The organism is Chryseobacterium indologenes (assembly GCF_002025665.1).
Taxonomy (GTDB): Bacteria; Bacteroidota; Bacteroidia; order Flavobacteriales; family Weeksellaceae; genus Chryseobacterium; species Chryseobacterium metallicongregator.
The window spans coordinates 3077881-3090607 of the sequence record NZ_CP018786.1; the positions used below are offsets into that span (position 1 = coordinate 3077881).

General features: G+C 37.2%; 13 protein-coding genes. 8 read left to right on the forward strand and 5 right to left on the reverse strand.

The features are described from left to right. Positions 1 to 14: 14 nt before the first annotated feature. Positions 15 to 2234 (forward strand): NADP-dependent isocitrate dehydrogenase, encoded by a 2220-nt coding sequence (locus tag BUE84_RS14005; RefSeq protein WP_079242165.1) that lies wholly within the window; start codon positions 15 to 17, stop codon positions 2232 to 2234. Positions 2235 to 2443: 209 nt separating this feature from the next. Here the strand turns inward: BUE84_RS14005 and BUE84_RS14010 are convergent, their stop codons facing one another. After that, entirely contained in the window at positions 2444 to 2779 is a 336-nt protein-coding gene (locus BUE84_RS14010) for a winged helix-turn-helix transcriptional regulator (RefSeq protein WP_047377604.1), read from the reverse strand. A 101-nt stretch (positions 2780 to 2880) separates the two neighbouring features. Here BUE84_RS14010 and BUE84_RS14015 point away from each other — a divergent pair, with 101 nt between their 5' ends. The 7 genes from BUE84_RS14015 to BUE84_RS14045 all read left to right on the forward strand — a co-directional run bounded on the left by BUE84_RS14015 (position 2881) and on the right by BUE84_RS14045 (position 8586). Next, a complete protein-coding gene (locus tag BUE84_RS14015; RefSeq protein WP_167595392.1) occupies positions 2881 to 3627 on the forward strand; it encodes an SDR family oxidoreductase in 747 nt (248 codons plus the stop codon). A gap of 172 nt (positions 3628 to 3799) precedes the next feature. Continuing rightward, positions 3800 to 4771 carry a heme-binding domain-containing protein gene (locus tag BUE84_RS14020; RefSeq protein ID WP_079242166.1) on the forward strand — a complete coding sequence of 324 codons (972 nt, stop codon included), beginning with the start codon at positions 3800 to 3802 and terminating at the stop codon, positions 4769 to 4771. Continuing rightward, the gene (locus tag BUE84_RS14025; RefSeq protein ID WP_079242167.1) at positions 4768 to 5211 is read left to right on the forward strand and encodes a hypothetical protein; all 444 of its coding nucleotides are present in this window, start codon (positions 4768 to 4770) and stop codon (positions 5209 to 5211) included. The genes BUE84_RS14020 and BUE84_RS14025 overlap by 4 nt, the downstream gene beginning before the upstream one ends. Before the next feature lie 80 nt (positions 5212 to 5291). Beyond that, the gene (locus BUE84_RS14030; protein WP_079242168.1) at positions 5292 to 6305 is read left to right on the forward strand and encodes a sensor histidine kinase; all 1014 of its coding nucleotides are present in this window, start codon (positions 5292 to 5294) and stop codon (positions 6303 to 6305) included. Beyond that, complete coding sequence (locus BUE84_RS14035) at positions 6286 to 7044, forward strand: LytR/AlgR family response regulator transcription factor (protein WP_079242169.1); 759 nt, start codon at positions 6286 to 6288, stop codon at positions 7042 to 7044. The genes BUE84_RS14030 and BUE84_RS14035 overlap by 20 nt, the downstream gene beginning before the upstream one ends. A 336-nt stretch (positions 7045 to 7380) precedes the next feature. Further along, positions 7381 to 8157 carry a DUF1223 domain-containing protein gene (locus BUE84_RS14040; protein WP_079242170.1) on the forward strand — a complete coding sequence of 259 codons (777 nt, stop codon included), beginning with the start codon at positions 7381 to 7383 and terminating at the stop codon, positions 8155 to 8157. Between the two features lie 36 nt (positions 8158 to 8193). After that, complete coding sequence (locus BUE84_RS14045) at positions 8194 to 8586, forward strand: DoxX family protein (protein ID WP_079242171.1); 393 nt, start codon at positions 8194 to 8196, stop codon at positions 8584 to 8586. 341 nt (positions 8587 to 8927) lie between these two features. Here BUE84_RS14045 and BUE84_RS14050 read toward each other — a convergent pair whose 3' ends face one another. From BUE84_RS14050 to BUE84_RS14065, 4 genes are all read right to left on the reverse strand, one after another. Continuing rightward, positions 8928 to 9920: an MBL fold metallo-hydrolase gene (locus BUE84_RS14050; protein WP_079242172.1), complete on the reverse strand. Its 993-nt coding sequence runs from the start codon at positions 9918 to 9920 to the stop codon at positions 8928 to 8930. Between the two features lie 85 nt (positions 9921 to 10005). Beyond that, positions 10006 to 11007 (reverse strand): aldo/keto reductase, encoded by a 1002-nt coding sequence (locus tag BUE84_RS14055; RefSeq protein ID WP_079242173.1) that lies wholly within the window; start codon positions 11005 to 11007, stop codon positions 10006 to 10008. Between the two features lie 86 nt (positions 11008 to 11093). Next, on the reverse strand, positions 11094 to 11999 hold the full coding sequence (locus BUE84_RS14060) for a helix-turn-helix domain-containing protein (RefSeq protein ID WP_079242174.1): 906 nt from the start codon (positions 11997 to 11999) through the stop codon (positions 11094 to 11096). A 114-nt stretch (positions 12000 to 12113) separates the two neighbouring features. Next, the gene (locus BUE84_RS14065; RefSeq protein ID WP_034697280.1) at positions 12114 to 12572 is read right to left on the reverse strand and encodes a hypothetical protein; all 459 of its coding nucleotides are present in this window, start codon (positions 12570 to 12572) and stop codon (positions 12114 to 12116) included. Positions 12573 to 12727: the final 155 nt, after the last annotated feature.

A 12727-nucleotide genomic window follows, 5' to 3' on the forward strand; every position in this document is an offset into this window, starting at 1 on the left:
AAAATAACAGTATAATGTCAGAAAAATCAAAAATCTATTACACACTTACTGATGAAGCTCCAATGCTGGCTACTCACTCGTTTTTACCTATCGTAAAAGCTTTCACAAAATCAGCAGATATCGAAATTGCAGTTCCGGATATTTCTCTGGCAGGAAGAATTTTAGCTAACTTCCCTGAGTTTTTAAAAGACGATCAAAAAATCGGTGATGCTTTGGCAGAATTAGGAGAATTGGCAACACAACCTGATGCAAACATCATTAAGTTACCTAACATTTCTGCTTCTGTACCTCAATTGGATGCAGCTATTGCTGAATTACAAGGTAAAGGTTTCGCAGTTCCAAACTATCCTGCAGAGCCTAAAAATGACGAAGAAAAAGCAATCAAAGCTAAATATGCGAAAGTATTAGGAAGTGCTGTAAACCCTGTATTAAGAGAAGGAAACTCTGACAGACGTGCTCCAAAAGCTGTTAAAAACTATGCAAAAGCAAACCCTCACAGAATGGGTAACTGGGCATCTGACAGCAAAACTGACGTAGCTCACATGAACAATGGTGATTTCTACGGTACAGAAACTTCTACAACATTAGAAAATGCTACAAAATACAGAATCGTATTCAAAGGAAACGACGGTTCTGAATCTGTATTAAAAGATTTCGCTGGTCTTCAGGCTGGTGAAGTAATTGATTCTTCTGTAATGAACTTAAATGCATTAAGAGTATTTGTTCAGGAAGCAATTGAGGAAGCTAAGAAAAGAAATGTACTTCTTTCTGCCCACCTTAAAGCGACAATGATGAAAATCTCTGACCCAATTATTTTCGGGGCTATCGTTGAGACTTTCTTCAAAGAAGTATTCACTAAATATGCTGAGACTTTCAAGTCTTTAGACATCAATCCAAATAACGGTCTTGCAGATCTTTTCGACAAAATCAAAGGAAATGCTCAGGAGGCTGACATCAAAGCTGATATTGAAAAAGCTCTTGCTGAAGGACCTAGAGTGGCAATGGTAAATTCTGACAAAGGAATTACTAACTTCCACGTACCTTCTGACATCATCGTTGATGCCTCTATGGCTGCTCTTGTAAGAGGTGGAGGTAAAATGTGGAATAAGGACGGAAACGAAGAAGATACTGTTTGTATCATCCCAGACCGTTCTTATGCAGGTTTCTATCAGTCTGTAATTGACGATATGAAAGCGCATGGAAAATTAGACCCTACCACTATGGGATCTGTTCCAAACGTAGGTTTAATGGCTCAAAAAGCTGAAGAATATGGTTCTCATGATAAAACTTTCCAATTAGCAGCTGACGGAACTGTAGAAGTTCAGGATGAGGCTGGAAACGTTCTTCTTTCTCAGAAAGTAGAGAAAGATGACATCTTCAGAATGTGTCAGACTAAAGATGCTCCTATCCAGGACTGGGTAAAATTAGCGGTAAACAGATCAAGATTATCTGATACTCCTGCGATCTTCTGGTTAGACAAAGGAAGAGCTCACGACAGAGAAATCATCAAAAAAGTAGAGAAATATCTTGCTGATCACGATACAACAGGTCTTGACATCAGAATCCTTGATGTAAAAGATGCTATGACAGAAACGTTGAAGAGAGCTAGAGAAGGTAAAGATACAATCTCTGTTTCCGGAAACGTATTGAGAGATTATTTAACAGACCTTTTCCCAATCCTTGAGCTGGGTACTTCTGCAAAAATGCTTTCTATTGTTCCATTAATGAACGGTGGTGGTTTATTTGAAACTGGTGCCGGAGGTTCTGCTCCAAAACACGTTGAGCAGTTCTTAGAAGAAGGATATTTAAGATGGGATTCTCTTGGTGAATTCTTAGCACTTCAGGCTTCTTTAGAGCACCTTGCACAAACTCAGGGGAACACGAAATCTCAGGTTCTAGCTGACGCATTGGATGAGGCTAATGCTAAATTCTTAGCTACAGACAAATCTCCTGCAAGAAAAGTAGGTCAGATTGATAACAGAGGTTCTCACTTCTATTTAGCAATGTACTGGGCTGAAGCGTTAGCTAACCAGACTGCAGATGCTGAATTGGCAGCTCAGTTCGCTCCTGTTGCTCAGGCAATGCAGGAAAACGAAGAGGTAATCAATGCTGAATTAATTGGTGCTCAGGGTAAACCTCAGAACATTGAAGGGTACTACAAAACTGATACGTATAAAACGTATGCAGCAATGAGACCTAGCACTGTTTTAAATGAAATCATTGACGGAATCTAATTTTCGTTCTGATATACAATTAAAAGCTCCTTTTTTAAGGAGCTTTTTTTGTGGATATCATCTCCATGTTAAAACCACCCCGTCAAAAATTCTTTGAATTTTTGCCACCCCTCCGAAAGAGGGGAATACTGAACACATACTTACTCATCAAAGTCCAGCGCTCCCTAATCCCTAATCCCTAATCCCTAATCCCTAATCCCTACAACCCGCTACCTATCCTCTACAATCACTCTTCTATGCTCTCTCCCCCAGTTGATCATTTCCTGGATGATATTTCCAAAAGTCCGGCAGTATTCTGTAGGTTCGTATTCTATTAAAACAGGAGTTTCCGGATAAACGGTGCGTTTTAGCAGTTTATTCAGTTCCATATCTTTCAGTTCTTTTGAAAGCATTCTGGTGGTAATTCCAGGAATACTGCGTTCAATTTCCCTGAACCGTCTGTTTCCGTTACACAGTGAATTGATCACGGGAATTCGCCATTTCCCTCCGATAAAATAAAGGGTATCCTGCAGGGCTCTAAGTTCTTCTGTCTGATCTCTTTCCATAGTTGCAAAGTTAAGTGATATCATTCGTTATACTGGTATACTCTGTGATACTGGTTACAAAAGTATATCATTTTGAAATAACTTTGTCAAAAAATTTTACAATGAAAAAATTAACCCATAAACTGGCTATCGTAACAGGAGGAAACAGCGGAATCGGATTCGCTGCCGCTAAAGGACTCATTTCAGAAGGAGCAACCGTAATCATCACCGGAAGACGGAAAGAAGCTGTAGAAAAAGCAGCTCAGGAGCTTGGAGCAATCCCTTTCATCGCAGATCAGGCTAATCTTGATGATATTGATCTGTTGAAGAAAGAAGTAGAGAAAAAGTTCGGTAAGGCAGATATTCTGTTTATCAATGCAGGAATAACCGGAACTCTGACACCTATTGAAAATATGGATGTTGAAAATTTTGATCAGGTGATGAACATCAATTTCAGGGGAGCCTATTTTACGCTAAGCAAATTCATTCCTTTATTGAATGATGGAGCATCTGTTATCTTTTTATCTTCTATTGTTGCTTCTACCTATAAGCCGAACAGTTCTGCTTATCAGGCAAGCAAAGCCGCGTTGAATTCCATTGCCAAAACAGCAGCAGCAGAATTAGCTCCCAGAAAAATCAGAGTGAATATGATAAGCCCCGGTCCTATACAAACCGAAATTATGAACAAAGCTGGATTGGATGAAGAAACCTTAAAAAATCTTACCAGCCATCTTATTGCCCAGATTCCGTTGAAGAAAATGGGGACAGCTGAAGAAGTTGCAAAGCTGGTTACTTATTTATCAGATAACGAATCTTCCGGGTATATCACCGGAACTGAAATTATAATAGACGGTGGTATTACTTTATAAACTACAGTCTTCATCAAATCCCGGTAAAACAATTGCCGGGATTTTTCATGTGTATTTTCGGGGTTAAAAATTCAGGATTCGCCTTTTGATTTGTCCGGATCAGCCTGTTTTCCGTTTCACAACATACAATACCCACCTACTTTTGATCCAGAAAAATAAAACAATACTCATTATGGATATCGTAAAGAAAAAAAGAAATCCCATTGCCATTGTCTTTCTGGCTATACTAGGAATCTTCGGAGGGTTGCAGCTATTCAGCAGACCTTTGGAAGGAAAACCGGTTACAGGAAAGATTGAAGCCCCAAGGGAAGTGATAAGTATTCTTGAAAACTCATGTTTCAGCTGTCATTCCAATCAGCAGAATTTAAGCTGGTATGATAAAATAGCTCCTGTTTCATGGGCTGTGAATAAAGATATTAAAAGAGCCAGAGAAGTCCTGAACTTTTCAGAATGGGGAAAATCTCCTGCTGAAAATCAAGGAAAAATGTACGCCATTCTCAATATGATGCAAAGCGGAAAAATGCCTCTTCATGAATACACGCTGCTGCACCCTTCTGCTAAAATAACAGAAAAAGATATTGAAACAATTAAAAAATATACGCTTTCACTATCCTCAGTACAGCCATCAGCTCAAACAAAGATGAAAACACCTCAAACTGTATCAACTCCAGCATCAGCAAAGTTTCCGGTTTCTCCCAATGGAGTTCAATACACTCCTGATTTTAAAAACTGGAAGGTCATCAGCATGAGTACTCTTTTTGATAATTCTATCCGTGTAATTTATGGAAATGATATTGCTGTGAAAGCCGTGGAAACAGAAAACTTTCATCCATGGCCAGATGGAAGTATAGTCGTAAAATCGGTATGGAAACAACAGGAATTTCCTAACGGAGAAATCAGACCCGGGAAATTTATCAATGCACAGTTTATGGTAAAAGATTCTAAGCAATATCAAGATACTGAGGGTTGGGGATTTGCAAAATTCTCCGGAGAAGATCTCCATCCAACAGGAAAAACAGCATCTTTCGCCAAAGAATCATGTATTGCCTGTCACAGACAATTGGCTGAAAAAACAGGTTATCTGTTTGATGTTCCGATGAAAGTCAATACCCAAAGATTAATCCAAAATTTACAGAAAAAATGAAAAATACGATCTTCATCTTACTGGTAAGTCTTATTGCTATTACCGCTTGCAGCAAAAAAAACAATGATACAAATAATGGTCTTTCGAGGATTGTTTTTGATCCTGGCCATCTGAAATTCATCTCCAACTCTTTAAACCCTAAGAACAAAACCATGTCGGCTTTATATGGAAATGAAAAAGCTTTGGAAGCTTTATCAAAGGAAAGCCAGACCCCTGAAGCAGGTGCTGTCATGAAACTGGTAACCTGGAAATATCATGATAATCCTCAATACATTGGTGGAACCATCACCGGAGAATTGGTAAGTATTGAAACTGTTCAGGCTGACAATGCCGGAAACGTTTCTTATGATCTTAAAAATGATCTTTCACAAAACAGTCCTCTCAATAAAAAAGAAAGAGTACAGTATTTTATGAGTTACCGCCCTGCAAGCAGGCCTTAATAAAAAACTACAGTTTCACTATTTATCATAATATTTTAAATAAAAAAGATTAATTTAACCTTTTCAAATCAGCAGATTTCATGCAACAGCAAAAAATTAAAATCTCACAATCCATTATCTGGATAAGCTCCATTTTCCTGGGTATTTTATCATCCGTACCTCAGCTGGCATCCCATCAATTCAACTGGAAAGAAGCCGTGGTAAACTCAGCCATTACAGCAGCATTTTCTGTGATCATGTGGTACATTAATATTTATATGCTGAACCGCACGAAAAAACGAAGACAGCATATTTCTTATTCGAGACTGATGGTGGTACTCGCTTTTGGGATGGTAATTATGTTTGGTCTGGCATGGATTCAACAGCTGATTCTCTCCCATATTAATTTTGGTCCGGTGATGCTGATGATTGAGGTAAGAGGAATTCTGATCAATCTGGTGTGCTATATGTTCCTGAACCTACTTCAGAATAATTACACAGGACAACAGGTACAGCTTGAACTGGAAAAGGTAAAAAGCGATAATTTAGGAGCTCAGTATGAATTGTTAAAGCAGCAGATCAATCCACACTTTCTGTTCAACAGTCTGAATACGTTAAAACTAATGGCCGAAACGCGTGATGAAGAAACTGTTGATTTTATTGTAAAACTATCTGATTTTTACAGATTTACTCTTGAAAGCAGAAAACTGGATTTAATCAGCGTTCAGGAAGAAATGAGAATAGTAGATTCTTATCTGTTTCTTCAGAAAGCCCGTTTTGGAGAAGGAATTAAGTTTACCAACGAGCTTGGAACAGAAACCGCTCAAACTCTTATTCCTCCTTTTACGCTTCAGCTTTTGGTGGAGAACTGTATCAAACATAATATTGTTTCGCAGAGCAGACCATTACATATTAAAATTTATACTGCTGATAATCATATTGTGATCGAAAATCCTATCCAGCGAAAAGTAAACCCCGAAGATTCTTTGGGAGTTGGGCTGGACAACATTAAAATGCGCTATAAACACTTGCTGGAAAAAGATATCATCATTAATTCAGACGAAAAAACGTTTCAGATAAAACTACCATTAATCCATGAATATAATCATTATTGAAGATGAATTCCGGGCAGCGAAATCTCTTCAGAATTTAATCTCAGACCTAAAACCGGACTCAAAAATACTGGGTGTTTATGACAGTATTGAAACAAGTATTGAAGGCTTAAAGGAAATCAAACCTGATCTTATTTTTATGGATATCCATCTTTCGGACGGACTTTCCTTTGAAATTTTCAAATCGGTTGATATTACCTGCCCTGTGGTTTTTTGTACTGCTTTTGATCAGTATATGCTGGATGCTTTTAAAAGTAAGGGAGTTGACTATGTTTTAAAACCATTTTCAAAAGAAGATATTGCCGAAGCCCTGAGAAAAGTTGACGAACTGAAAAAATTCTTCCAGAAAAATGATCTTCCGGATCTGGAATCGATCATACAGAAAATGAATCAACCTACAGGTAAAAGCAGTTTTCTGGTTTTTAAAAATCAAAAATATACAACGATTCCTACAGAAGATATTGCCTATTTTTATATCCATAATGAGATTACTCATCTTGTTACGTTTGCCAAAGAGCAGTTTCCTCTTACCCAACCTTTGGGCCAGGTAGCAGAACAGGTTTCTGACAAGCAGTTCTTCAGGGTTAACCGCCAATATCTTGTTAATTTTAAAGCGATTAAGGAAATGGAACATTATTTTCAGCGTAAAATACTGGTAAAGCTTACCATTGAAACCCCTGAAAAACTTTTGATTAACAAAGAAAAGACCCATAGTTTTTTCACATGGCTGGAGGATAGGTAAAGGAGAAAGGAAGCTGGAGGTTGGATGCTGGAAGTACTTGAAGGCATTATGATCTATAAAAGTCTTATTTAAATAAATTATAGCCCTGATTGAGATGATCAGGGTTTTCTTTTGTTTTAATTTTTTAAGCTTCGTTGCTCATATTTTTACTATCAAAAAATATAAACATCAATTCCTCTTTGCACTCCAAAAACTTCCTTCCTCCCTCTTCCAGCATCCAGCCTTAAAATACTTCCCCTCACAATTTCCGGGTTCACCTCTTAATTTGTCCGGTTGAGCTTTTTTTGCATTTTTTTGCCTTTTCGAAGTATCTACTTTTGAATCAAATTAAATGACATGATACTAAAAAACTTAATCACAGTAAGCGCTTTCACAACATTACTATTTGCTACCTCAGCATTTATTCATCAAAATAAAGAACAAAAGACATCACAATCTCAAGCTTCTGAGAATAATGGATTTGCTGTTTTAGAACTTTTTACTTCAGAAGGCTGTTCAAGCTGCCCTCCTGCTGATGAGCTGATGGGAAAAATTGAAAAAGAATATAAGGACGAACCTGTATATCTACTCTCCTACCATGTGGATTACTGGAACCGCCTTGGATGGAAAGACCGATTCAGCAGTTCTGAAAACTCTCAACGACAACAACAGTACAGTCGTATATTAAATTCACAGGTTTACACTCCACAGCTGGTAGTCAACGGACAAAAGGAATTTGTAGGTTCTGATGAGGGCAATATCAAAAATGCTATTCAGGAAGCTTTGTTTGCCGCTAAAAAAACAAATGTAGAATTATCTGCAAATGTTTCACAGAATAAAATTGATGTGCAGTATAAAACGTCTTCCCTTGATCCTCAGAGCATGCTTCTGGTTAATCTGGTTGAAAAACATTCTTCCACTCAGGTAGGAAAAGGTGAAAATGAAGGACGTCATCTGCATCACTGGCAAATCGTACACCAGCAAAACCAGATCTCGCTGAATAAGCAACAGGGAGGAACAACAACATTCAAACTTCCGAAAGGTTTTTCACCACAGAACTGGGAAGTCATAGCCTTTATTCAGAATGTTAAAACCGGAAAAATTTCAGGATCAGCAAAAACAACTTTTCAATAATTTTTTACATCATTAACAATTAAAATTACTACAACAATGAAAACAAAAACAACAAAAATCATCTATTGGGCAGGAGCCATTTTTATGTCACTTTGGTTTGGAGCTAGTGGTTTCTTTGAACTTACAAAAAATCCGGTTGTATGGGACATTACCCAACAGCTTGGCTATCCTCCTCATTTTATTTATATATTGGGTGTTTTTAAAATTGCAGGAGTTCTGGTTCTTCTTCTTCCCAATAGATTATTAAGACTGAAAGAATGGGTATTTGCAGGAATGTTCTTTGATATTCTCTTTGCTTTCTTTTCAAAAATAGCGGTACTTGGTTTTCCGTCTACAATAGATGCTATAGTCGCTTTTTCTGTGCTCACAATGACTTATCTGATGTTCAGAAAACTCTATTCTCCTGAATTGATATTCGGAGAGGCTTAATGATAAACTCTAATTTTTTCTTATGTTAAAACAGATCCTCTCGTTGCCCGGGAGGATCTGTTGTGTAAAGCTAATGATCAATAAGTTTTGGTTAAAACCGAATGAATAAATATCTATTAAAAAAGCGGACTAAAGTCCGCTTCTATTGATTGGATTATGCGCATGATTAACCATTCCGTTTAGTTAACCACCCCGTCAAAAATTCTTTGAATTTTTGCCACCCCTCCGGAGGAGGGGAATCCTAAGCTCCTCATTACTATTGATTGAGATCACTCGTTTCTATTTATCCCCCCTAATCCCTAATCCCTGCCACCTATTACCTATTACCTATTACCTATTACCTAATTCATAAAACTTTCCGGAAACCATTCAAATGCGCCGGATTTTGTTTTTGTAAATCCAAGTCCAGGCCATGGTAAATGACTGGCAAATGCTCTGGTCTTAGTTTCTGCCAACTGCTGAAGATTTTTTCTTCTTGAAGCGGTTGCAATATCCAGATCAGTGTCTCCGGAAAAACCCCAGTCAGGATGAGGAAAAAGAATGATATCAGAATGGATAAGGTCAGCAATATACAATAGCTTTTCATTCCCCGAAGATATTGTGGTAATGGTTAAACCTGGGGTATGACCGGGAGCCAGCTGAAAACTGAAATACTTATACAGCGGATTCTCAAAATCATAGAACTTCAGTTTCGGCTGAATGGTCTTTAATATGTTTTGAAGAGCAGGAATAATCTGATTGAGAACTTCAGGGTTATTTTTCAAAGCACTGTTATTAAAATCTTTAAGGGAAGCTTTCATCCAGAAATCATGTTCAATTTTTGAAATGAAAATATTGGCATTCGGAAAAACCAGATTCTGTTTTTTATCGATAACGCCCCCAATATGGTCAGGATGTGCGTGAGAAATAAAAATATCGGTAATGTCTTTTGGAGAGAACCCTGCTTTTTGAAGGCTTTTTAGTAAAAATCCGGTTCTTTCATCAGCAAAATTCCCCATTCCGGCATCCATCATAATAAGCTTATCTTTTGTTTTAATCAAAAGGATATTCATCGCCAGATCAATATAATGATCCGGTCTGAAATGATCTTTAAGAATCGATTTCAGTTCCGAAACATTGGCTCTCGGAGCAAATGTGTTCACATTTTCTTCACGGATATACCCATCGGTAAGTACAAATAAATCAAGTTCTCCAAGCTTTAATTTTTTAAAACCGGAAAGATCATCTTCAGTTTTTTCAATAAAGGATTTCTTTTCTGCCATTAAACCGGAAAAAGGGATCATACTTAATGTTCCCGCTAATAATCCGTTCTTTAATAATTCTCTTCTGTTCATAGCTTAGCTCTGTTCATTTTAACTATCAAAACAAAAAACTGAGCTCCTTTCATGATCGGGAACTCAGTTTTTGTATTATAGTCTTTTAGTTATTGACCAATTTCATTGAACCTTCTGTATATCTTTCCCCTACGTTCGGGTATTTTTTCAGGATCGCATCAATGGTATCCAGATCTGATTGAGAAAGCTCAATATTGACAGCTGCAATATTTTCTTCAAGATATTTAATTCTTTTCGTACCAGGAATCGGGATAATATCGTCTCCCTGATTCAACACCCATGCCAGTGCAAGCTGAGTTCCTTTTACGCCTTTGGAAGCCGCCAACTCATTGATCTCATTAGCCAGTTTGGTATTATTTTCAAGATATTCTTGCTGGTAGCGTGGTAATGATTTTCTAAAGTCATCATCACCCAAATTCTGCACCTCATAAATATTGGTAAAAAGACCTCTCGCCAACGGTGAGTAAGGAACTAAAGAAATTCCAAGCTCTCTGATGGTTGGTAAAATATCTTTTTCAACATCTTTCGTAAGGATGGAATATTCTGACTGTAATGCTGCAATAGGATGAATTTTGTTAGCTTTTCTGATGGATTCTGCAGAGGCTTCAGATAATCCGATATATTTTACTTTTCCGGCTTTCACCAACTCAGCCATAGCACCTACGGTTTCTTCTACAGGAACATTAGGGTCTACTCTATGGGCATAATACAAGTCAATAGTATCGATCTTTAATCTTTGGAGGCTTAAATCTACGGCCTGTCTGATCCATTCCGGAGAACCGTCGAAATACGTTCCGGGAGCTCCACTGTGGCTTGCTTTACCATCTTTAAACCTGAATCCAAATTTGGTTGCAATAAAAATCTTATCTCTGTTTGGGACTAAAACTTTAGAGATCAGTTTTTCATTTTCTCCATTGGCATACATATCTGCTGTATCCCAAAAGTTTACTCCTAAGTCCAATGCTCTGTGCAGAGTATTGATACTTTCCTGCTCGTCTGTAGGACCATAAGCAAAGCTCATTCCCATACATCCTAAACCGATTGCTGATAACTGTTCTTCTGTGTTTCCTAATTTTTTAAATTTCATGATAGGTATGATTTAATTTTATATGACAAAATTAGAACATCCGGAAACCTGCCACGATATAGAATTCAAACTAAAAATTATAAAATTCAAACAACATCCATTCTTAATGCATTGGGAGTAATTCCGGTCTGTTTTTTAAAGTAATTGGTAAAATAGGCAGGTTCTTCAAAGCCCAATCCATAGGCAATCTCAGAGATATTCCAGTCTGTATGTTTCAATAAGGCATTGGCTTCCTGAATAATCCTTCCGGTAATCTGCTGACTGGTTGTTTTCCCTGTAATCTCTTTTACCGAACGGTTTAAAGAATTCACATGAATGGAAAGAGTCTGAGCATAATCATTCGGAGTTTTTAATTTCAAAAAAGCCTCAGGGCTGTCGATAGGAAATTGTCTTTCCAATAGTTCCATAAATAAGGACGCTACTCTTTGTGAAGCATTCTGATAAGGCTCAAAACTTTCTGCCGGCTGCATTCTCATCGTTTCATGAATCATCAGATGAAGATATGCTCTCAGTATATCATACTTGTGAATATAATCCGACTGAATCTCAGTCATCATTTTGGTATACATCTCAGAAAGTATCTTCTGCTGTTCTTCATCGACAAAGAAAACCGGAGTTCCCCCAATTTTGAAAAGCGGAGAATCCTGAAGATTTCCTATACGACTTCCGTTATGCAGAAACTGATCGGTAAAAAGGCAGAACCAACCTTTCTGATCTTCATCATCCGCTTCCCAGGAATAAGGAATAATGGGATTGGAAAACAATAAGGCGGGACGATCTACTTTGATCCATTTATCAGCATAATGAAGTTTCCCTTTTCCAATGATGAGTGAAATCTTATAATAATCTCTCCTGCTGTAAGGAGTATGTGGAGAGCAATATTCCCGTGAAAAGACATTGAAGTGCCCCATTTTATTCACCCCAACACATTGTGATGCCAGGTTAGGAGCATTCCTTTCATAAAAACCATTCAGTGATTCGTGTGATTCCATAGATCAAAGTTATAAAAATCAAACAAATTAAATCATAATAATTACGGGATTAAAAAATTAAATGGCTGACAATCCTGCCAGCCATTTAAAAGTGAATATTGAGTTGATAATAATCTAATCCCAATCATCATCATGTCCGTGACCATGATGTTTATTTTGTTTTTTGTAGTATTTCTCCTGATTTTTATAATACTTCTCCTGTTGTTTACGGTATTTTTTATAATCGTTTTTGTTTCTTCCGTAAACAATTACAGGGTTTTGTCCTCTGTAGTATTTCTTTTTAAAGATGATGTACTTTTCTCTCCCCAGAATTCTTTCCAGCTCCGAATAACGGTCGTTTCTCCATCTTCCCGGCTCTACAACATACACTCTGTTCCATGTATCATAATCATGGTATCTGTCATTCAGCACATAGATCTGATTGGCTTGTGTTGTCGAAAGAACAAGGTCGGTAATCACTCTTTGCCAGTTGATATCTGAAATACTCCTTCTGTAATCATTATAATAATCTGACTGGGCATAACTTAAACTGAATGTCCCAACCAATAATGCTGTTAATATTAACTTTTTCATTTCATTCCACTTTAAAAATAATTATCAAGTGATAGTCAATTAAAGTGCCAATTTTTAATTACAAATACTAATATTTGTTAAGAAAAACTACAAACAACTGATTATCTTTGAAATATTTTCTTTTCTTTCATCAAATTATTGAGTGTTTATTATTT